Source organism: Pseudarthrobacter sp. CCNWLW217, assembly GCF_037203985.1.
Classification (GTDB): domain Bacteria; phylum Actinomycetota; class Actinomycetes; order Actinomycetales; family Micrococcaceae; genus Arthrobacter.
Window position 1 is genome coordinate 78,405 of the sequence record NZ_JBBCBT010000004.1, and the last position, 21,686, is coordinate 100,090.

Sequence of the window (21,686 nt, forward strand, 5' to 3'; positions counted from 1 at the left end):
CACTACCGTGAAGATCCTGTTCGCAAGCCAGGCAATCGACGGCCACTTCAACCCGATGACAGGGGTGGCGATGCGGCTTAAGGACCGCGGCCACGAGGTTGCCTGGTACACGGGCCCCACTTTCGCTGACCGGCTCCAGAGCCTGGGAATCCGGCATTTCCCCTTCCAACGGGCCATCGAGCACCGGGCTGACAACCTGAACGAACTGTATCCGGAACGGGCTAAGCTCAAGGGCCCATTGGCGATCGGTTTCGACGGCGAAAAGATCTTTGCCAGCAACGTCAGCAATTTTTTCGAGGACATCCGGGAGTTGGAAGCGGACTTTCCCTTCGATGTTGCGGTGGTGGACAGTTCCATGTTCATTCATCGGCTGGTTTCCCACTTGATGGGCAAGCCCCTGGTGAATTTTGTAGCTATCCCGAACATGGAGAGCGACCCTTTGGTGCCGCCGCTGTTCTTTGGGTTCAAGCCGCCCCGCAATCCCGTGGAACGGGTGGTGCAGGCTGCTGCAGGCCTTCTTTCCGACAAGGTCATCCTGAGGCCTGCCAGTCAAAGCTACCGGAGGCAGCACGATGCCTACGGCCAAGTGGTACCCCGCCGCGGGCGGTTGACCGACGAGCCCTACCGGTGTTCTGAAGCCATCATCCAGACAGGCCCGGAGTCGTTCGATTTCCCGCGCAGGCACGTCAACCCGAAAGTCCATTACGTGGGAGCCCTCCTGCCCTATCGGCCCACAACTCCCGCCGGTCCGGAGGCCGGCGACGGCGAGGCATGGCCCGCCTATCCTGCCACTTTGGTGGTGACGCAAGGGACAGTGTACAACCTGGATCAGGACAAACTGATCATTCCCGCCCTCGAAGCCGTGAAGGACATGGACGCCCTGGTGATCGTTGCGACCGGCGGCCGTGGAACGGAGGCGCTCAAGGCCAAATACCCACAGCCCAACATCGTCGTCCGGGATTTTGTCGATTTCGCCCGCGTCTTCGAGTTCACCGATGTGTTCATCACTAACGGTGGCTTCGGAGGTGTGCAACTGAGCCTGTCGATGGGTGTTCCGTTGGTGGTTTCGGGCATCAACGAGGGAAAGAGCGACGTCAACGCCCGGGTGGAATATGCCGGTGTAGGCATAAACCTCCACTCGGACTCACCAAAGCCAGCCGCCATTGCCAAAGCCGTGGAGAATATCCTGGCCAATCCCAGCTGGAAAGAGCGCGCGCGGAAGATGCAGGAGCAGTTCGACCGGACGGATCCAGCTGAGGCTGCTGCCGCCGTCGTCGAGGGTGTGCGGAAGCCGACCGGCGGATAAGGTCACCGGACCGGCATAATGGAGCCCATGCGACGGACTGTCTTGGGGATCCTGGCCGCCTTCTTCCTGCTGGCCGGCACGGCGTGCACCATCACCACTGAGGACCCCGGCTACGTGGCTCCGCCGCCGCTGCCCGCACTGGAACAACTGGAACAGGCGGCCCTGGTGGATACTGCCCCGTTCAGGGCCGGCGAAGACATCCTGTCCTTCGTGACCGAGGACCGCGGCGTCGTTTGTTCGCTGACCTCGGCCCGGGGTGAACACGTCAACCTCCCCTATGAGCAGAACAACTTCAGTGACGGCGCGAACAACAAACTGCCAACCGTTCCCGTGGCGCACTGCGAGCTCGCGAAGTTTCCCACGCCGGCAGCCGATGACGTGAAGGACGATTGCGCCGGCACGGGCCTGGGGTATCTCGGCGGAACCGCGCTTCTGACCCCGGAATCTGCCACGTATGGCGGGTGCCGTTCCGGCGTCACACAGATGGAGGCAGCTTATGGGCCGAAGGGAAACAAAACCGGCCCGATCACCCAGCTGCCGGTGCTTGCCGAGGGGCAGAACCTGGAGCGGAACGGGCTGCGTTGTTCGGCCTACAACGGCGGCGTGGCGTGCGGAAACGTGTCCGCCGGCGTCGGGTTTTTTGTTACCAGGGACCGCTACGAACTTATTTCCGAGGCTTCAAAAACTGCCTCCCCGGCCCCGTCAGAGGCCGCAAAAACCCCGTAATCTAGGGCTTTTTCTACGTCCCATAGAATAGTGTCCTTACTCACATAAGCGGTAGTCTGGGACGGGCCGGTCCCCACAAAGGACTAGAGTTCCCCATGGAGCATCACGCCGCGTGGCTCGTTTCCAACAGGCCGCCGGTGCGTGCAATTCCGCAGCCCGGTCACCGTCTTCGACGGTGTCCGACTGTACAGAAACTACTTCGACGTAGAAGGACACTAAACCGTGGACCTGTTTGAATACCAGGCGCGCGATATGTTCGAGGCGCACGGTGTACCCGTGCTTGCTGGCATCGTGGCGTACACCCCAGAAGAAGCAAAGGCAGCTGCCGAGAAGATCGGCGGCGTAACTGTCGTTAAGGCCCAGGTTAAGGCCGGTGGCCGCGGTAAGGCCGGCGGCGTCAAGGTTGCCAAGACCGCCGATGAGGCACTTGAGCACTCCACAAACATCCTGGGCATGGACATCAAGGGCCACACCGTCAACAAGGTGATGATCGCCCAGGGTGCGGACATCGCCGAGGAATACTACTTCTCCGTCCTGCTCGACCGGGCAAACCGCAACTACCTGGCCATGTGCTCGGTTGAGGGCGGCATGGAGATCGAGCAGCTGGCCGTCGAACGTCCGGAAGCGCTGGCCAAGATCGCCATCGACCCCGCCATCGGCATCGACCAGGCCAAGGCTGACGAAATCGTTGCAGCTGCAGGCTTCGCTGAGGAACTGCGCGGCAAGGTCGCCGCCGTGATCCTCAAGCTCTGGGATGTCTTCAAGAAGGAAGACGCCACCCTCGTTGAGGTCAACCCGCTCGTCAAGACCGGCGCCGGCGACATCGTGGCACTGGACGGCAAGGTCTCGCTGGACGAGAACGCCGACTTCCGCCACGCCAAGCACGCCCTCCTTGAAGACAAGGACGCTGCCGATCCGCTCGAGGCCAAGGCCAAGGCGCAGGACCTGAACTACGTCAAGCTGGACGGCTCCGTAGGCATCATCGGTAACGGTGCGGGCCTGGTCATGTCCACCCTGGACGTGGTTGCCTACGCTGGCGAAAACCACGGCAACGTCAAGCCCGCCAACTTCCTGGACATCGGAGGTGGAGCTTCTGCCGAGGTCATGGCAGCCGGCCTTGACGTCATCCTCGGTGACGAGCAGGTCAAGTCCGTGTTCGTGAACGTCTTCGGTGGCATCACCGCGTGTGACGCCGTCGCCAAGGGCATCGTTGGTGCGCTGGCCGAGCTGGGCCACTCCGCGAACAAGCCGCTGGTAGTCCGCCTCGACGGCAACAACGTTGAGGAAGGCCGCCGCATCCTGGCCGAGGCCAACCACCCGCTGGTTACCCTGGCCGCCACCATGGACGAGGGCGCCGACAAGGCCGCCGAGCTCGCCAACGCAGCTAAGTAAAGGGACGCACCATGTCTATCTATCTGAACAAGGACTCCAAGGTCATCGTCCAGGGCATCACCGGCGGCGAAGGCACCAAGCACACCGCCCTGATGCTCAAGGCCGGCACCAACATTGTTGGTGGCGTTAACGCCCGTAAGGCCGGCACCACGGTCCTGCACGGCGAAACCGAAATCACCGTTTTCGGCACCGTCAAGGAAGCCATGGCCGAAACCGGCGCCGACGTCTCCATCGTCTTCGTGCCCCCGGCCTTCACCAAAAACGCCGTTGTTGAAGCCATCGAGGCAGGCATCGGCCTGGTCGTTGTCATTACCGAAGGCGTTCCGGTCCAGGATTCCGCCGAATTCTGGGCGCTGGCCCAGTCCAAGGTTGACGCAGACGGCAACCAGGTCACCCGCATCATCGGCCCGAACTGCCCCGGGATCATCACTCCGGGCGAGGCACTGGTGGGCATCACCCCGGCCAACATCACGGGCAAGGGTCCCATTGGCTTGGTTTCCAAGTCGGGCACCCTGACCTACCAGATGATGTACGAACTGCGCGACCTTGGCTTCTCCACCGCCATCGGCATCGGCGGCGACCCCGTCATCGGTACCACCCACATCGACGCCCTGGCCGCGTTCGAGGCCGACCCCGAGACCAAGGCGATCGTCATGATCGGCGAAATCGGTGGCGACGCTGAAGAGCGTGCGGCTGACTTCATCAAGGCCAACGTCACGAAGCCGGTAGTTGGCTACGTGGCCGGCTTCACTGCTCCCGAGGGCAAGACCATGGGCCACGCCGGCGCCATCGTCTCCGGTTCCGCCGGAACCGCCCAGGCCAAGAAGGAAGCCCTTGAGGCTGCAGGCGTCAAGGTTGGCAAGACGCCTTCCGAGACCGCCAAACTGCTTCGCGAAGTTTACGCGGCGCTCTAGGCTCCACAGCTCCACACAGCAGCGCGGGGTCACCCGCCGTCCCTCGGGACGGTGCGGTGACTCCGCGTTTCTTGCTTAACGCACGACGTCGGACGGTCACCTTCACGGGAAAGGTGACCGTCCGTCGTCGTACTTTGTGTTTTTGGATTTCAGACTTTAGCGCCGCTGAGCAGTTCATCCAGCCGCTCGTAGCCCTCCGTCATTCCACCCTCCATACCGGACTGCGCCATGCCGTCCCGTGCCTCCTGCGTGGGGTAGACCGAGTGGCCCTTCAGGCGGGTGCGTCCGTTGCCGAGGTCCTCGAAGGTCATGAACTCGAGGCTGACAATGTCCGGGTAGCCGCCGAATTCGAAGGTCTGGATGGCGAACTCGTTTTCACGGACAGTGTGAAAGATTCCCTTGAATTCGTAGGCGACGCCGTCCGGCCCCGTGTGTACGTAGCTGTAGCCGCCGCCGGTGCGGAAATCGTAGTGGTTGATTTCCATCTTGAGTCCCCGCGGACCGAGCCACTGGACGATCAGGTCCGGGTCCTTGTGGGCGCGGAACACGTCCGCGACCGGGAAGTCGAACTCCCGCTCGTAGTCGATAAAGGGGAGTCCCTCGGGGATGCTGAGTTTCAGTTCGTTGCTCATGATGGGTCCTTTGCCTGTGTGCCGCTCGCGGCGGCGCTGGATTGGTGCAGCACGGCATCGAGGCTGCGGAACTGCCCCTCGCGGACCAACCGGTACTGGTCAATCCATGCGGTGAGCGCCTCCAGCCGTGCGGGGTTCAGGTGGACGGGCCGGCGTTGCGCGTCGCGGGTCCTGGTGACCAGCTGTGCCTGCTCGAGTACCTGGATGTGCTTCGAGACCGCCTGCTTGGTGATCGCGAATGGTTCCGCCAATTCGTTTACCGTGGCCGGGCCCCGGCTGAGCCGGGCGATGATGAGGCGGCGCACGGGGTCGGCCAGGGCCATAAAAGCCGAGTCCAGTGAGGCGTCGTCGGTGGACTTCATCGTGCTGCGGGGCCTTCCTGAATCAAAATCAACCAAATCGTTGATCAACTAATTGGTTGATTACAAATCTATGCCTGATGTGGCCGCCGGTCAAGGAGTTTTTGTCCAGCTAATGCCGCGCGTGAGGTTTACCGGGGGTTAGCTGGATAAAAACGCGATGTGGCAGCGCGGCTAGACCGGGGCGTGGAGGCCGGGGAGGGCGTCCACCAGGGCGGCCAATTCGGGAACCTCATGGGCCTCGGCCAGGGCGCGTTCCAGGGTGGCATCATGTACCGGCCGGGCCTCCTCCAGCAGCTTGATCCCACCGGCCGTGAGCTCGGTGTAGATTCCGCGGCGGTCGTCTGCGCAGAGGATCCGGGTCAGGAGGCCCCTTTCCTCGAGCCGATTTACCAGGCGGGTGGTGGCGCTGGCGCTGAGGGCGGTGGCGCGGGCCAGTTGCTGCATTCGCATGTGCCAGCCGTCCTGCCGGCTGAGCGCGTCCAGCACGGTGTACTCCACTACTGATAGCTGTGATTCGGCCTGGAGCGAGCGTTCCAGCTCACCTTCGATCATCCCGTGAAGCGCCGCCAGGGTGCGCCAACCCTGCGCCCGGACCTCCATGGCGTCGTCCTTGATGCCCATTTCTTTATCCTCTTCCGATGCTGTCCAGCGGCCCAATGGCATGCGTGCGGACACGACCAATAATAGTTGCTTGCGCGCTGTATTTGCGTGTGCAACAATAAATAACGCGTCTGCAACTACTAGCTTACGCGTCCTATCTCATTCCGTACAGTTTTTGAAGGAGCATCCCATGCCCATTGGCCTGATAGCCCTCGCCCTTGGCGGGTTCGGCATCGGACTCACCGAGTTCGTCATCATGGGCCTGCTGCCCGAGGTTGCCGCCGATTTCCAGGTCAGCGAGGCCACGGCAGGCTGGCTGATCTCCGGCTACGCCCTCGCCGTCGTTGTTGGCGCCCTGCTGCTCACCGCGGCCGTCACCCGGTTCGAACGCAAGCCCGTCCTGGCGGTGCTGCTGGTGCTGTTCATCGCCGGCAACCTCATCTCCGCGATCGCGCCCGGCTACGGGATGATGATGATCGGACGCATCATCGCCGCCCTGGCCCACGGCGCCTTCTTCGGCATCGGTGCCGTGGTGGCCGCGGACATGGTGGCTCCCACCAAAAAGGCCGGGGCCATCGCCATCATGTTCACCGGGCTCACCGCCGCCAATGTCCTGGGCGTGCCCTTCGGCACCATGCTGGGGCAGGCGGCAGGCTGGCGCTCCACCTTCTGGGCCATCACCGTCATTGGCGTCATCGCCCTGGCGGGAATCCTCACCCTGGTTCCCAAAACCGGTCACGGAGACACCACTCCGGGAACCCTCCGCAGCGAACTGCGTGCCTTCCGGTCCGGCCAGGTGTGGCTCTCCATCCTGGTTACGATCCTCGGCTACGGCGGCATGTTCGGCGCCTTCACATATATTGCCTTCACGCTCACCGAGGTCTCCGGCTTCGCGGCGACCACTGTGCCGTGGCTGCTGATCGTCTTCGGCGTGGGGCTCTTCATCGGCAACACCCTGGGCGGCAAGGCGGCGGACCGGAACGTGGACCGCACCCTCATGGTGGTACTCGCCGTCCTGGTGGTTGTCCTCGTTGGGTTTGCCCTGGCCGCCGGCAATCAGGTCCTTACGGTCGCCTCGATAATCCTGATGGGCGGCTTCGGATTCGCCACCGTCCCAGGCCTGCAGATGCGCGTCATGAAATATGCCAGCAGCGCCCCCACCCTGGCCTCGGGCGCCAACATCGGTGCCTTCAACGTAGGCAACGCCCTCGGAGCCTGGCTCGGCGGCGTGACCATCACCGCCGGGCTCGGCTACACCTCGCCCATCTGGGCCGGCGCCGCCATCACCCTCCTCGGACTCGGCGTGATGATCATCGCCGCCGCCCGGGCCAAGCGGACTGCCGCGCAGCAGGTACCCACCGGCGGCCCTGTTGCCGCCGAGCCTGTCACCGTCCTTTCCTAGGCCGTTCTTTCTTATTCCACCCAACAGGAGAACCCCAAAACCTGGATGTCTTCGGCTTCGAGCTGACCGCCGACGAGTTATCAGTCATCGATGGCCTCGAAAAGGACGGCCGCACCGGCCCGCACCCCGCGGAGTTCAATGGCTAAGCATCTCCGGGACCCTGATTCCGGCCGCGTGTCTGCGGAACCGCACAACTGCATAAGTACGACGACGGACGGTCACCATCGCTGCGACGGTGACCGTCCGTCGTCGTACTGGTTTCCTGTCTGTCCTCGGGGAGTGGGTGGCGGCGCTGGGTCCACCGGCGTTGCCGGGACTCTTGCTTGCCGAGGATAAAGTTTGTTAGTATGTCAGGACAAACTTGAGGAGAAAAAATGCCACTCGTTCGCATCGACGTCAACCAGGGACGCAGTGCCGAAGACCTGCGCCGTCTTAGCCAGGGGATCCATGACGCGATCCTCGCGGAATACAAGATCCCGGAGCGGGACTACTTCCATATCCTGACCGAGCACCCTGCCGGGCAGATTTTTGCCCAGGACGCGGGCCTCGGATTTGAGCGCACGAGCGAAGTGGTGATGATCCAGATCTTCACGCAGGGCGGACGCTCGCAGGAGGCAAAACAGCGACTCTTTGCAGCTGTAGCGGAAAAGCTTGCTGACGCAGGCATTGCCGGCGAGGACGTCTTTATTGGATATGTGGAGAACACTGCGGGCGACTGGTCTTTCGGTTTCGGGCGGGCTCAATATGTCACGGGCGAGCTGGCTGTTCCCCGGAAGTAGCCCCTCCCTGGCATCGTCCGGCGTCGTCTGGCGAGCCTCGCTTCATGGTCATAAACCCTGTTGTAAGTATGTCAGTACAAACCTTTGACAGGACATGTTTTCTAGGGCAAAGTAGTGGTTGTGGCCCCGCTCACGGGGGTCGGAACCGGAGCTCTAGCTGCTCAGAGGTACAGAGTTCAAACGAGAAAGGTCCGCGATTACCGTGACCCACGAACTGCTCACGATCGGGCGCATCAGCGTTGATATCTACCCGAACGACATTGGTGTGGACCTCGAGGACGTGACGTCCTTCGGGAAGTACCTCGGCGGATCGCCGTCGAACGTTGCCGTAGCAGCTGCCCGGCACGGCCGCCGGACCGGTGTGATCACCCGCACCGGTGATGACGCGTTCGGGACGTACCTGCACCGGGAACTGAAGAAGTTCAATGTGGATGATTCCTTTGTTACGCCGGTGAAGGAGTGGGCCACCGCCGTGACGTTCTGTGCGATCAAACCGCCGGAGGACTTCCCGCTCTACTTCTACGGCCGGTTCCCCACCGCCCCTGATCTTCAGATCAAGGCCGAAGAGCTGGACCTGGCCGCCATCCGGAACGCCGGGATCTTCTGGTCCACTGTCACCGGCCTGTGCCAGGAACCCAGCCGCGAAGCACACATCAAGGCGCACGAGGCCCGCCCGAAGGCCGGCTTGGAACAGGGCCAGTTCACTGTCCTGGACCTGGACTACCGGCCCATGTTCTGGGCATCGGAAGAGGAAGCCCGGGCCCAGGTCGCGAAGATCCTGCCGCATGTCACGGTGGCGATCGGCAATGACAAGGAATGCGCCGTCGCGGTAGGCGAGGGGACCCCTGATGAGCAGGCGGACCGGCTGCTGGCTGCGGGTGTGGAGATCGCCGTTGTCAAGCTCGGACCTGAAGGGGTCATGGCCAAGACCCGCACCGAACGGGTCGTCTCGGCCCCGGTCCCGGTGGAGACTGTCAACGGCCTCGGTGCCGGAGACTCCTTCGGCGGAGCGTTCTGCCACGGGCTGCTGTCCGGATGGCCGCTGGCGCAGGTCCTGGACTACGCGAATGCCGCCGGTGCGATTGTTGCCTCCCGTTTGTCCTGTGCCGATGCGATGCCGACGCCGGACGAGGTCACCTCGCTGCTGGCGGAACGCGGCCGCCTTGTCCCTGGACAGTTCGCTACTGAAGGAGCAGCGCTGTGACACTCACGCCCCTTGCCTCGAACAATGCCGTGGACGATGATCCCCGCCGCTATGCGCACCTGAGCACCATCCGGCTCGAGGATCCGGACGCCATTGCCCGGGCAGCCGGGGCGCGGCGCCGGCACCCTGGCCTGAAGTACGGCCGGCAGAATTTCATCGTTGCCGCCGACCACCCCGCCCGCGGTGCACTCGCCGTCGGGAATGATCCGGTGGCCATGGCCGACCGCCGCCAGTTGCTGGACCGGCTGCAGATTGCGCTGGCCAATCCGGACGTGGACGGCGTGCTCGCCTCGCCGGACATCATGGACGACCTGCTCCTGCTGGGGGCGTTGGAAGGAAAGCTGGTCTTCGGGTCCATGAACCGCGGCGGCCTCGCCGGCCTGGTCAACGAGTTCGATGACCGCTTCACCGGCCACACGGCCGCTGCACTGGAGGCGCTGGGGGCCGACGGCGGCAAGATGCTGACCCGTATCTGCCTCGGCGACCCGGACACTGTGTCCATGCTGGAAGCGACCGCGAAGGCCATTGACTCCCTCGCTGAGCGGAAGCTGATCGCCATGGTGGAACCGTTCCTGTCCGTCCGCGAACACGGCAAGGTCCGCAACGACCTGTCCACCAACGCCGTTATCAAGTCGATCGCGATTGCCGAGGGCCTGGGTTCAACAAGTGCGTACACGTGGATGAAGCTGCCCGTCGTGGCGGAGATGGAGCGTGTCATGGCTGCGACCACCATGCCCACGGTTTTGTTGGGCGGGGATCCGGACGGTACGCAGGACGAAGTCTTCGCCAGTTGGGAAGCCGCCCTGGCGCTTCCCGGCGTGCAGGGCCTCACTGTCGGGCGGACGTTGTTGTATCCGGCCGACGGCGATGTTGCCGGCGCCGTGGCCACCGCAGCTTCCCTCCTTAACCACACCGCATCAGCAGAAGTATCGGAGTAACTTCCCATGGGGACGAGAACAGCATCAGGGACCCGTCGAATGACCGTGGCCCAGGCCGTCGTCGAGTATCTTTCCAAGCAGTACACCGTCGATTCCGTCGGCGGAGTGGACTTCCGGGAACGCCTGATTCCGGGCACGTTCGGGATCTTCGGGCACGGCAACGTCGCCGGTGTCGGACAGGCTTTGAAGCAATACCAGCAGCTTGACCCGCGGATCATGCCCTACTACCAGGGGCGGAATGAGCAGGCGCAGGCGCACCAGGCTGTCGGGTACGCCCGGCACACCCGTCGGCGCCAGACGTTCGCGATCAGCACTTCGATCGGGCCGGGTTCCTCGAACCTGCTCACCGGTGCGGCCTTGGCGACGACGAACCGGCTCCCGGTACTGCTGCTGCCGTCGGATACGTTCGCCACCCGCGCCGCGGACCCGGTCCTGCAGCAGCTCGAACAGCCGTATGCCTACGACATCACAGTCAACGACGCGTTCAGGCCGTTGTCTAAATTCTTTGACCGGGTTTCCCGGCCGGAGCAGCTGTTCTCGGCGTTCCACCATGGCCTGCGGGTCCTGACGGATCCGGCGGAGACCGGTGCTGTGACGATTTCGCTGCCGCAGGATGTCCAGGCCGAGGCTTTTGATGTGCCGGAGGAGTTCCTGGCCGAGCGGGAGTGGCGGATCCGCCGCCCCGACGCCGACGACGACGACATCGCCCGAGCCGCCGAGGCCATCCGTGCCGCGAAGCGGCCGCTGATCATCGCCGGCGGTGGCGTCCTCTACGCCTACGCCAACGACGAACTCGCCAGATTCGCGGAGCTGACCGGCATCCCGGTGGGGAACACGCAGGCCGGTGTGGGCGTCCTGCCCTGGGACCACGCCCAGTCCCTTGGCGCGATTGGTTCGACGGGTACGACGGCGGCGAACGCCATTGCTGCCGAAGCGGACCTGATCATCGGGATCGGCACCCGCTACGAGGACTTCACCACCGCGTCCCGCACGGCGTTCCAGAACCCGGACGTGCGCTTCATCAACATCAACGTCGCCGCGATTGATGCGTACAAGCACGGCAGTACGCTGCCGATTGTGGCCGACGCGCGCAAGGCCCTGGTCAAGCTCAATGCAGCCCTGGGCGGGTACCGCGTCGGTGCGGACCTCGAAGCGGCCATCGCGGCGCAGAAGCAGCGCTGGGACGCCACCGTGGACGAGGCGTTCGATACCCGGTTCACGCCGCTGCCGGCGCAGAACGAGATCATCGGCGCCACGTCCCGGGCCATGGACGCGCCCGATGTCGTCATCTGCGCCGCCGGTTCCCTTCCAGGTGATCTGCACAAGATGTGGCGCGTCCGTGACCCGTTCGGCTACCACGTCGAATACGCGTACTCCTGCATGGGCTACGAAATCCCCGGTGGCCTGGGCGTCAAGCGCGCGGCCCTGGCCGAAGCCGCCCGCGGCGGAACCCAGCGCGACGTCGTGGTGATGGTGGGGGACGGCTCCTACCTGATGATGCACACCGAACTGGTCACCGCCGTCGCTGAACGGATCAAACTTATCGTGGTCCTGATCCAGAACCACGGCTACGCCTCCATCGGCTCCCTCTCCGAAATGCTGGGTTCGCAGCGGTTCGGCACCCAATACCGGGCCCTGAACGAAGACCAGCACAGCTTCGACGAGGGCGAAACCCTCCCCGTGGACCTGGCCCTTAACGCCGAGTCCCTCGGCGTTAAGGTCATCCGGATCGAACCGGGCGAGAAAGTCATCGCCGAACTCGAACAAGCCATCCGCGACGCCAAAGCCGCACCTGAACGTGGCGGGCCCATCCTGATCCACGTCGAATCCGACCCGCTGCTGGACGCACCGTCCTCCGAGTCCTGGTGGGACGTTCCGGTCTCTCAGGTCTCCGAGCTCGAGTCCACAAAGCAGGCCTTCCAGACCTACAACGACCACAAGTCCCGCCAGCGCAAACTGCTCGGCTAGAACCCCTGAACTTCATCCCCTTTCGACTACTCAAGGAAGAGTCCCATGACTGTCACCACTGAGACCACCACCATCAACCACTTCATCAACGGTTCCGAGACTGCCGGCGAGGGCGACCGCACGCAGCCGGTTTTTAACCCGGCCACGGGCGCTGTGTCCGCGGAGCTGCGGCTGGCCAGCCGGGCGGACCTGGACGCCACCGTCGCCGCAGCCCGGAAGGCCGCGGACTCCTGGGGTGATATTTCGTTGGCGAAGCGGACCGCGGTGCTGTTCAAGTTCCGTGAACTGGTCGCGGCGCACGTGGATGAGTTGGCTGAGCTGATTACGGCAGAGCACGGGAAGGTCCTTTCGGATGCGAAGGGTGAGATCGGCCGCGGCCTGGAAGTCATTGAATACGCTTGCGGGATCCCGACCCTGGTTAAGGGCGATTACTCGGACCAGGTTTCCACGGGCATCGATGTGTTCTCTTTCCGTGAGCCGCTCGGTGTGGTCGCGGGGATCACGCCGTTCAACTTCCCGGTGATGGTGCCGTTGTGGATGGCGCCGATGGCGATCGCTACGGGTAACGCGTTCATCCTCAAGCCCTCCGAGCGTGACCCGTCTGCCTCGATGCTGCTGGCCAGGTTGTGGAAGGACGCCGGGCTGCCTGACGGGGTGTTCCAGGTCCTGCACGGCGGCAAGGAGACCGTGGACGGGCTCCTGACGCACCCGGACGTGGACGGGATCTCCTTCGTCGGATCCACCCCGATCGCCCAATACGTCCATGAGACCGCCACCAGGCATGGCAAGCGCGTCCAGGCCCTGGGCGGGGCGAAGAACCACGCGATCGTACTGCCCGACGCCGACCTGGACAACGCCGCGGACCACCTCGCGGCCGCCGCGTTCGGCTCCGCGGGGGAGCGGTGCATGGCGATTTCCGTGGCCGTCGCGGTCGGGGACGCAGCGGACCTGCTCGTCAAGAAGGTCGAAGAGCGCGCCTTGGCCGTGAAGGTGGATAACGGCACCGCGCCGGGCGCGGAAATGGGCCCGGTCATCACCCCGGCCTCCAAGGAGAGGATTGTCCGGATCGTCACCGAGGCAGAAGCCGCGGGAGCTGCGATGGTGGTGGATGGCCGCGACCTCGTGGTCCCCGGACATGAGGACGGCTTCTGGGTCGGCCCCACGGTCATCGACCACGTCAAGACCGGGATGAGCGCGTACACCGAGGAAATCTTCGGACCCGTCCTCGTGGTGGTCCGCGTGGACACCCTGGAGGAGGGGATCAGGCTGATCAACGCCAACCCGTACGGGAACGGCACCGCGATCTTCACCTCCTCCGGCGCGGCCGCCCGCAAGTTCCAGCGCTCCGTGACCGTGGGCATGATCGGTATTAACGTGCCCCTGCCCGTGCCGGTGGCCTATCACTCCTTCGGCGGCTGGAAAGCCTCCCTGTTCGGCGACAAGCACATCTACGGCCCTGAAGGCGTCTCCTTCTACACCCGCGGCAAAGTCATCACCTCCCGCTGGCCCGAACCCACCCACGCCTCCGGCGCCTCCTACAACTTCCCCTCCAACTGACCACGATCGATTGCTCCCTAACCGCCGTTTTGAACGTCCAAAAGGGCACCCACGGAGCAACCGATGAGAAGGATTGAGAAATGACTGAGAACAAGCTGATCATCGGCACAGCGCCGGACTCCTGGGGCGTCTGGTTCGCGGATGACCCCAAGCAGACCCCCTGGGAGCGGTTCCTCGACGAAGTGGCCGAATCCGGCTATAAGTGGATCGAACTCGGCCCCTACGGCTACCTCCCGAACGACCCCGCCCGGCTCGCCGAAGAGCTCAAGCAGCGTGACCTGAAAGTCACCGCGGGAACTGTTTTCACGGCGTTCCACCGCGGACTGGACCAGTGGGAGACCGCCTGGGAGCCGGCCCGAAAGGTCGCAGAACTCACCGCAGCCATGGGCGGCGAACACATGGTGGTCATCCCCGCGATGTGGCGCGATGACGTCACCGGCGAGGCCGTGGAAAGCGGCCAACTCACCGAAAAGGCCTGGAGTGACCTGTTCGCCGGCCACAACCGCCTGGGCAAGACCCTGCTCGAAGACTTTGGCCTGAAGCAGCAGTTCCACTCGCACGCAGACTCACACGTGGGCGCCCAGGAAGACATCGAACACCTCCTCGCTGCCACGGATCCGAAGTACCTGAATCTGTGCCTGGACACCGGCCACGCCGAATACTGCGGAGCTTCCAGCCTTGAGCTCATCAAGAACTACCCGGACCGGATCGGCTACCTACACCTGAAGCAGATCAACCCGGACGTCTTGAAAAAGGTCAACGAGGAAAACATGACCTGGGCCGCGGCCAACCTGGCCGGCGTCATGACCGAGCCACCGAACGGGCTGCCGGACCTGCGTGCAGTCGTCGAAGCCGTCGAGGCACTGAACCGCCCCATCTTCGGAATTGTGGAGCAGGACATGTACCCGGTAGCGTTCGACGTCCCCATGCCGATCGCTAAGCGCACCCGCAACTACCTGCTGTCCTGCGGTTCCCGTACCGCCGTCAACTGACGTCGCCCAGGCACACCAAACGTAAGGAAGAACCATGACTGAAACCCTTCGCGTCGCCGTCATCGGCGCCGGCCGCATGGGCGCGGACCACATCCAGCGCCTCAACAGCCGCATTCACGGCGCTGAAGTAGCCGCCGTCGTCGACGTTGACCTGTCCCGTGCCCAGGCAGCCATCGAAGGCATTCCCGGCGCCGTCGCCTTGGCCGATGCCAACGAGGCGCTGAACAACGGCGACGTTAACGCCGTCCTCATTGCCACGCCGGGTTTCCTGCACGAGGACATCCTGCTCAAGGCGATCGCCAAAGACATCCCCATCCTCTGCGAAAAGCCGCTGACTCCGGGCGCCGAGTCCTCCTGGAAGATTGTCCAGGCCGAAGTGAAGCTGGGCCGCAAGCGCATTCAGGTGGGCTTCATGCGCAGGTTCGACGCCGAATACGCCGCCTTGGGCGGCATCATCCGCAGTGGTGAACTTGGCGAGCTGCTGATGCTCCACCACCAGCACCGCAACCCCACCACCCCGCCCGGTTTCACCAACGAGATGCTGATCAACGACTCCGTGGTGCACGAATTCGACGCCATCCGCTTCTTTACCGGCGAGGAAATCACTTCCGTGCAGGTCCGCCTGGGCAAGGCAACAAAGAATGCGCCCGCCGGCCAGCACGACCCCCAACACGTCCTGATTGAAACCGAATCAGGCGTCCTCGCCGACGTCGAAATCTACGTCGACGCCAAGTTTGGCTACGAAGTGGCCACACAGGCCTCCTTCGAGGACGGCATCGTCAACATCGGCGGCGACGGCGGCCCGTACATCCGCACCTCGGGCCGTTGGGGCGGCAAGATCACCCCCGGATTCGAGGACCGCTTTGGTGCCGCGTACGACGTCGAAGTCCAGGCCTGGGCAGACGCCGCCCGCCGGGGCGAGATCGGTGGCCCCACCGCCTGGGACGGCTACGCCACCGCGGCGTGCTGCGAGGCCGGCGTCGAGGCCCAGAAATCCGGCGAAAAGGTAGAGGTCCGGCTCAACACCAAGCCTGACCTCTACAGCTAGCCCCCTCCCGACTGAACCACAACGGAGTGTCCCACGTGAAAATTGCCCTCGACCCCACCCCGTACCATCACAGCCACAGCCTGCTGGAATTTCCGCGTGTGGCAGCTGATCTCGGTTACAAGTACCTGCAACTGACGCCGCATGCAGACATGATCCCTTTCTACAACCACCCCAAGGCCGACGACGAGCTCGTGGCTCAGATGAACAAGGCCTGCAAGGACGCCGGCGTCGAAATCGCCTCAGTGCTTCCCGTGCTGCGTTGGTCCGGCCCCGATGAGGATGCCCGCGAAGCAGCCGTTCGCTACTGGAAACGCGCTATCCGCATCGCCGTGGACCTCGGCGTCAGCACTATGAACACCGAATTCAGCGGCCGCCCGGAAAAAGCCGAGGAATCCGAACGCGCCTTCTACCGGTCCATGGAGGAACTGCTGCCGATCATCGAACGCGAGGGACTGGATGTGCTGATCGACCCGCACCCGGACGACTTCGTCGAAGACGGCTTGGCCGCCATCCGCGTCATCCGCGGTGTCAATTCGCCCAACATCGGCATGGTCTACGTGGCCTCACACACATTCCACATGGGCAACAAACCCCTTGACATCATGCGCGCAGCGGGGGACAAGCTGCGCTTGGTCCACGTCTCGGACACGATGGACCACCACGCCTCCCACGGCCTGCGGTACATCACCAACCCACCCGGAAACGCCGTGCGCGTGCACCAGCACCTGAAGATCGGCGACGGCGACGTCAACTGGGACGAGTTCTTCGGCGGGCTCAAGGAAATCGGCTTCCTGGCCAAGGACAACACCGTGATGGTGTCCAGCGTCTTCGCCGAGGATGAAAACGCCGACGACGTGTCCCGCTACCAACTGGAGACCATGCGCAACTACGTCGCGAAGGCCAACTAATGGCGGGGACGGAACTAGACAAAGGAACCATGACAAAATCCGCGACAGTCCAGGCCGCTGCCACCGACGCCGCCCGGGCCGTCGGTGCGACCAACCCGAACCCGAAGAAGTTCATGCGGAAGGTAGCGTTGTTCTCCACCTTCGGCGGGTTGCTGTTCGGCTACGACACCGGCGTCATCAACGGCGCCCTTCCGTTTATGCAGAGGGACCTGGGGCTGACCCCGCTTACGGAAGGGCTTGTCACCTCCACCCTCCTGTTCGGTGCGGCCTTCGGCGCCATCAGCGCGGGACGGCTCTCGGACCGCTTCGGCCGTCGAAAGACCATCATGGGGCTGGCCTTGATCTTCGTGGTGGCCACCATCGCCTGCACCCTCTCACCCAGCACTGAACTGCTCATTGCGGCGCGGACCCTGCTGGGCCTGGCCGTGGGCGGTGCCTCCGTGATTGTCCCGGTGTACCTCGCCGAGATGTCGCCGGCAGCCCAACGCGGCCGCATCGTCACGCAAAACGAACTGATGATCGTTACCGGCCAGTTCCTGGCCTTCACGTTCAACGCCGTCCTCGGCAACGCCTTCCCCGAAGAAACGCATGTGTGGCGCTGGATGCTGGTTATCGCCACGCTCCCGGCCGTGGTCCTGTGGTTTGGGATGCTGGTCCTGCCGGAGAGCCCTCGCTGGCTGGCGTCCGCCGGCCGTTTTGGGGCCGTCCTTGACGTGCTGCGGTCCACCCGGGCCGCCGGCGACGTTTCGGCGGAGTTCGACGAGGTCCGGCAAGCGGCCAGGGAGGACTACAAGGCCAACCTCGGGACCTTCAGGGACCTCACCGTGCCCTGGATCCGCAGGATCTTCGTGGTGGGCCTGGGAATGGCCATCATCAACCAGATCAGCGGCGTCAACGCCATTATGTACTACGGGACGTCCATCCTGTCCTCGTCCGGATTCGGCGATCAGGGCGCCTTGATCGCCAACGTCCTGAACGGCGTGACGTCCGTTGTGGCCGTGATCATCGGCATGTACCTGATGACGCGCGTACCCCGCAAACCCATGCTGATCGTGGGGCTGTGCGGCACCGCTTCTTCCCTGACGGCCATTGCGCTCGTCTCCATGCTGCTGCCGGAGAGCACGTTACGCGGCTATCTTGTGCTGCTGTTTATGGTGACGTTCCTGGCTTCCATGCAGGGCTGCATCGGTACCGTCACATGGTTGACCATGTCCGAGATCTTCCCCATGCACGTGCGCGGCATCGCGATGGGCATGTGCGTCTTTGTGCTGTGGATGATCAACTTCCTGATCGGGTTCTCGTTTCCGCAGATGGTCTCGTGGATCGGTGTTTCAGCGACGTTCTTCATCTTCGTGGCACTGCAGCTGTCCGCCATTGTCTGGGTCAAGCGCGTCGTTCCGGAGACAAAGGATAAATCGCTGGAGGAGCTGGAGCACCTGTTCAAGCAACGCTCGGGCGTGCCCGCCTAGGGCGCCGAAAATGAGGCAGCAACAAACGCCCGACGCCGGCCGGCGTCGGGCGTTTGTTCCTGCACCTCGCGGTGCGGGCCGGCGGGTGCGTTGTGGGTGCTAGAGCGCGATCACCACTTTCTCCTGCGCGCTGCGGCGGGCCGCGTCCAGGACCTCCAATGTCTGAATCCCCTCCGATGCGGGAACGGGTTCCGGCCCGTCGCCGCGGACCGCGCGGGCGAACTCGGCATAGAAGCCGGCGTAATTTCCCTGCGCAGAGGCAATGACCCTGCGGGCCTCCCTTGTGGCCAGGGTTCCCCAATTTTTGGCCGCATCGATGCCCCAAGTTGCGGGCTCGTTCGCAGGCCTGCGCCCGGCAAACACGGCGTCCGCCTGGACGTCGGCACCTGAGGCCACGTAACTGCCCTTGCTGCCATATGCCCGCAACTCCCGGGTGGCGGAATGGTTCAGTTTGCTGGCGGACACTGTGGAGACGACACCGGATGCATGCGTCAAGGTGACAACAAAGCCGCAGTCAGTCCGCTCCCCGAAGCGGTCCGTCCAGTCCAGTGTTGCGTGCACGTGGGTCGCCGGTCCCAGGAGCCACAGCATCTGGTCAACCAAATGGCTGCCGAGATCCCGAAGGAGGCCGCCGCTGGCCCCAAGTTCAAGGCTGTCCGCGTTGTCCTGGTCCATGGTCGAATGGACCCGCCACAACTCACCAAGTTCCCCGGCTGCCAAGACGTTCGCCAGCGTGAGGATGTCCGCGTCGCGGCGCCGGTTGTGGTAGACGTTCAGGACAACACCTGCATGGTCCGCGGCCACGGCCAGTTCCCGCGCAGCGTCCGCATTGGCGGCGAAGGGCTTGTCTGCCACAACGTGCACACCCGCTTTGATGGCTTCCAGGACAAGCTCCTGGCGGGTGTGTGGTGGCGTGGTGATGGTCACCGCATCCACGCCGGCGTCCAGCAGCTCGGCGAGGCTCGCGTAGACCGGCAGTCCGGGGAAGTCTGCTTCGACCTGGGCTCTTTTCGTGCCTGAACGCGCTACGACGCCAACGAGTTCCACTCCAGCGGCGGCTTCAATGAACGGTGCATGGAAGTATCTGCCGCCTGCTCCGTAGCCGACTATGCCAATGCGCATCTGCAGTGGTCCTATTCTCCGAAGGCTGTTCGGGGGTACTAGGGGTGTTCCGGGCGTGCCCCGATGCCGAGTTCGCCGGAAGCGCGCCAGCTCGCCGGAAATCTCCGGCGAGCTGGCGGTGTTCCGGCGACCTCGTGGGTGCCAGGAGGCTAGGCCGTCAGGTTCAGCGATGCGGAGAGCGCCGCGTCAGCGTCCCGCAGGACCTTGGCCGCGACCTCGAGGCCCTCGATCCGGCCCAAGGACACATCCTCATGCTCGATGTTGACCAGCATGTCCGGGTCCACCTCGTGCAACGCCCGCAGGAATTCGGTCCAGAAGGCGGTGTCGTGCCCGCGGCCCAGAGCCACGAAGTCCCAGGCCGAGTTCTTGGGCCACTCGTTTGCCCACTCGTCGCCGCCGAGGTTGGTGCGGTTTTCGTCCGGGGCAAGCCTGCGGAAGCTGTTGTCCAGGACGCCGTATAGCGCGGCGTTTTCAGTGTTGACCCTGACATCCTTCGCGGCTGCCTGGAAGATCAGGGGGCCGAGTTCGCGGACAACGGCCACAGGGTCCATCTGCTGCCAGAAGAGGTGGGAAGCATCGAGTTCGACGCCGACATGCGTGGCGCCGGTGAGCTCGATGAGTTTACGGACATCGGCGGTGTTGAAGACGATGTTCTGCGGGTGCAGCTCGAGGGCGACTTTGACGCCATGGTCGGCGGCGAGGCGATCGGTTTCCTTCCAGAACCGGGCAGCTACGTCCCACTGGTAGTCCAGCACGTCCAGTGCCGCTGAATTCCAGGCGTTGACCACCCAGTTGACCGTGGTGGCGCCGGGTTCTCCGCCGGGCAGGCCGGACATGGTCACTACCCGGTTCTGGCCGAGGCGGTGCGCCAGCCTGATGGAGCGGCGGATGTCCTCGGCATGCTTCTCGCCGATCTCACGTTTCGGGTGCAACGGATTGCCGTTGCAGTTCAGTCCGGCGATGGAGACACCGGTGCCTTCGAAAATCGCGAGGTAGTCGTCCCGGGCGGCGTCGCTTTCGAGGATCTGGTCCATGGTGGGTACATGGACGGCGGGCAGGAAACCGCCGGTGTTGATCTCGATGCCGGTAAGGCCAAGGTCTGCGATGACCTTCAGAGCCTCGGGAAGCGGCCGGTCGTGCAGGATCGCGTTGTACACGCCGAGCTTCATAGCGTGATCTTCTTTCCGTTGTTGAGGGCGGATTCGGTTACTGCGCCGAGCAGTTCCATGTTGCGCACACCTTCGTCGAAGCTGGCGCAGCGGGGCAGGGATTCCTCCTCATTGATGCCGGCAACTTCCTCGAGGAATGCCCGGGCCTGGTAGCCGAAGGCGTCGTTCTGGCCGAAACCGACCTCGGGAGCATCCATGGCGAGGCCGCCGGCGATGTAGGGGTGGCCCGGGCCGAGGATGACTTGGCGGTAGCCGTTCTGAGTGCCTGAGCCGTCGTTGAGGAACAGCTGGATCTCAGCGGGGCGGCGCTGGTCGAACTTTGCGGCACCGTTTTCGCAGAACACCTCGAACTGCAGGCTGTTCGCGTGCCCGGCTGCGACGCGGGAGACTTCAAAGCTGCCGGCGCCGTTGTCAAACTCCGCGTTGAACGCTGCGTAGTCGTCATTCTCGACGGCTTCGAAGGTATCGCTGACGGCAACATGGTCGTGGCCCATCACGGCAGCGAGCGGCAGCGGGCGCTTCCCTATGACGGTGCTCAATTGCCCGCCCGTGACGGACTTGATGTCGCCGCACAGGAATTCCGAGATGTACGTCAGGTGGCTTCCTACGTCGGCGAGGGCACCGGAGCCGGGGCCGCCCTTGTAGCGCCAGCTCATGGGGGCGGCTGGGCTGAAGCCGTAGTCGGTCCAGTAGCGGCCGCTGAAGTGCAGGACGTTGCCGAGGACACCGTTGCGGATGAGGTCCCGAATGTAGGCGATGCCGGGGGTGCGGCGGAACGTGAAACCGATCCGGGCAATGCTGCCGGCGTTCCGGGCCGCATCTGCCATGGCGCGGGCATCTGCCAAGGAGTCGCTCAGCGGCTTCTCGCACAGGACATGCTTGCCCGCGGCCAGCAGGCCTTCGACAACCTCGCGGTGGAGGGAGTTGGCGATGACGACGCTGACAACGTCGATGTCGTCGGCTTCGGCGATTGCCTGCCAGGACGTGTCGTTGCGCTCGTAGCCGAAGCGGCGGGCGGCCAAAGAACCGAACTCGTCGTTGACGTCGCCGATTGAGACCAGCCGCACCGGCGGCAGCACCGGGCTGTATAGGGCAGAGGCTGTGCGGTACGCGGCAGCGTGGGCCTTGCCGGCCATGCCTGCACCGATGACGGCGACGCCTAGGCTTTCAGCCATTGATTTCTCCTTCGAAATTCAGC

The 21,686-nt window shown here is 63.9% G+C and carries 20 protein-coding genes; 14 read left to right on the forward strand and 6 right to left on the reverse strand.

From position 1 onward, the window contains the following. The first annotated feature begins 7 nt into the window (after window positions 1–7). The 4 genes from V9L18_RS06465 (at window position 8) to sucD (ending at window position 4,338) form a co-directional block, all read left to right on the forward strand. On the forward strand, window positions 8–1,306 hold the full coding sequence (locus V9L18_RS06465) for a glycosyltransferase (protein ID WP_337346358.1): 1,299 nt from the start codon (window positions 8–10) through the stop codon (window positions 1,304–1,306). An 18-nt stretch (window positions 1,307–1,324) separates the two neighbouring features. After that, window positions 1,325–2,032, forward strand: coding sequence for a hypothetical protein (locus V9L18_RS06470; RefSeq protein ID WP_337346359.1), 708 nt, complete (start codon window positions 1,325–1,327; stop codon window positions 2,030–2,032). A gap of 222 nt (window positions 2,033–2,254) precedes the next feature. Then, a complete protein-coding gene (gene sucC / locus V9L18_RS06475; RefSeq protein WP_337346360.1) occupies window positions 2,255–3,424 on the forward strand; it encodes an ADP-forming succinate--CoA ligase subunit beta in 1,170 nt (389 codons plus the stop codon). Window positions 3,425–3,435: 11 nt separating this feature from the next. Next, window positions 3,436–4,338, forward strand: coding sequence for a succinate--CoA ligase subunit alpha (gene sucD / locus V9L18_RS06480; protein WP_337346361.1), 903 nt, complete (start codon window positions 3,436–3,438; stop codon window positions 4,336–4,338). A 149-nt stretch (window positions 4,339–4,487) separates the two neighbouring features. On the opposite strand, the gene V9L18_RS06485 is transcribed toward sucD, so the two are convergent. The 3 genes from V9L18_RS06485 to V9L18_RS06495 form a co-directional block, all read right to left on the reverse strand. Continuing rightward, the gene (locus V9L18_RS06485; protein ID WP_337346362.1) at window positions 4,488–4,970 is read right to left on the reverse strand and encodes an SRPBCC family protein; all 483 of its coding nucleotides are present in this window, start codon (window positions 4,968–4,970) and stop codon (window positions 4,488–4,490) included. Then, window positions 4,967–5,332, reverse strand: coding sequence for an ArsR/SmtB family transcription factor (locus tag V9L18_RS06490; RefSeq protein ID WP_337346363.1), 366 nt, complete (start codon window positions 5,330–5,332; stop codon window positions 4,967–4,969). Before V9L18_RS06490 ends, V9L18_RS06485 begins: the two co-directional genes overlap by 4 nt. Window positions 5,333–5,503: 171 nt before the next feature. Further along, entirely contained in the window at window positions 5,504–5,953 is a 450-nt protein-coding gene (locus tag V9L18_RS06495; protein WP_337346364.1) for a MarR family winged helix-turn-helix transcriptional regulator, read from the reverse strand. A 169-nt stretch (window positions 5,954–6,122) separates the two neighbouring features. Between V9L18_RS06495 and V9L18_RS06500 the strand changes: the two genes are divergently transcribed. The 10 genes from V9L18_RS06500 to V9L18_RS06545 all read left to right on the forward strand — a co-directional run bounded on the left by V9L18_RS06500 (window position 6,123) and on the right by V9L18_RS06545 (window position 18,197). Further along, window positions 6,123–7,334: an MFS transporter gene (locus V9L18_RS06500; protein WP_337346365.1), complete on the forward strand. Its 1,212-nt coding sequence runs from the start codon at window positions 6,123–6,125 to the stop codon at window positions 7,332–7,334. Window positions 7,335–7,708: 374 nt separating this feature from the next. Beyond that, complete coding sequence (locus V9L18_RS06505) at window positions 7,709–8,113, forward strand: tautomerase family protein (protein ID WP_337346366.1); 405 nt, start codon at window positions 7,709–7,711, stop codon at window positions 8,111–8,113. Window positions 8,114–8,315: 202 nt separating this feature from the next. Continuing rightward, complete coding sequence (gene iolC / locus V9L18_RS06510) at window positions 8,316–9,317, forward strand: 5-dehydro-2-deoxygluconokinase (protein WP_337346367.1); 1,002 nt, start codon at window positions 8,316–8,318, stop codon at window positions 9,315–9,317. Then, window positions 9,314–10,255, forward strand: coding sequence for a Cgl0159 family (beta/alpha)8-fold protein (locus V9L18_RS06515; protein ID WP_337346368.1), 942 nt, complete (start codon window positions 9,314–9,316; stop codon window positions 10,253–10,255). The genes iolC and V9L18_RS06515 overlap by 4 nt, the downstream gene beginning before the upstream one ends. Before the next feature lie 39 nt (window positions 10,256–10,294). After that, a complete protein-coding gene (gene iolD, locus V9L18_RS06520; RefSeq protein ID WP_337346369.1) occupies window positions 10,295–12,223 on the forward strand; it encodes a 3D-(3,5/4)-trihydroxycyclohexane-1,2-dione acylhydrolase (decyclizing) in 1,929 nt (642 codons plus the stop codon). 45 nt (window positions 12,224–12,268) lie between these two features. Beyond that, window positions 12,269–13,780 (forward strand): CoA-acylating methylmalonate-semialdehyde dehydrogenase, encoded by a 1,512-nt coding sequence (locus V9L18_RS06525; protein WP_337346370.1) that lies wholly within the window; start codon window positions 12,269–12,271, stop codon window positions 13,778–13,780. 80 nt (window positions 13,781–13,860) lie between these two features. Then, complete coding sequence (locus V9L18_RS06530; RefSeq protein ID WP_337346371.1) at window positions 13,861–14,772, forward strand: sugar phosphate isomerase/epimerase family protein; 912 nt, start codon at window positions 13,861–13,863, stop codon at window positions 14,770–14,772. Between the two features lie 34 nt (window positions 14,773–14,806). Further along, window positions 14,807–15,820, forward strand: coding sequence for a Gfo/Idh/MocA family protein (locus tag V9L18_RS06535; protein ID WP_337346372.1), 1,014 nt, complete (start codon window positions 14,807–14,809; stop codon window positions 15,818–15,820). A 35-nt stretch (window positions 15,821–15,855) separates the two neighbouring features. Then, window positions 15,856–16,728 (forward strand): sugar phosphate isomerase/epimerase family protein, encoded by an 873-nt coding sequence (locus tag V9L18_RS06540; RefSeq protein WP_337346373.1) that lies wholly within the window; start codon window positions 15,856–15,858, stop codon window positions 16,726–16,728. A gap of 29 nt (window positions 16,729–16,757) precedes the next feature. Next, entirely contained in the window at window positions 16,758–18,197 is a 1,440-nt protein-coding gene (locus V9L18_RS06545; protein ID WP_337346374.1) for a sugar porter family MFS transporter, read from the forward strand. A 99-nt stretch (window positions 18,198–18,296) separates the two neighbouring features. On the opposite strand, the gene V9L18_RS06550 is transcribed toward V9L18_RS06545, so the two are convergent. From V9L18_RS06550 to V9L18_RS06560, 3 genes are all read right to left on the reverse strand, one after another. Next, on the reverse strand, window positions 18,297–19,319 hold the full coding sequence (locus V9L18_RS06550; RefSeq protein ID WP_337346375.1) for a Gfo/Idh/MocA family oxidoreductase: 1,023 nt from the start codon (window positions 19,317–19,319) through the stop codon (window positions 18,297–18,299). A gap of 149 nt (window positions 19,320–19,468) precedes the next feature. Further along, window positions 19,469–20,488, reverse strand: coding sequence for a sugar phosphate isomerase/epimerase family protein (locus V9L18_RS06555; protein ID WP_337346376.1), 1,020 nt, complete (start codon window positions 20,486–20,488; stop codon window positions 19,469–19,471). Beyond that, the gene (locus V9L18_RS06560; RefSeq protein ID WP_337346377.1) at window positions 20,485–21,663 is read right to left on the reverse strand and encodes a Gfo/Idh/MocA family protein; all 1,179 of its coding nucleotides are present in this window, start codon (window positions 21,661–21,663) and stop codon (window positions 20,485–20,487) included. Before V9L18_RS06560 ends, V9L18_RS06555 begins: the two co-directional genes overlap by 4 nt. Window positions 21,664–21,686: the final 23 nt, after the last annotated feature.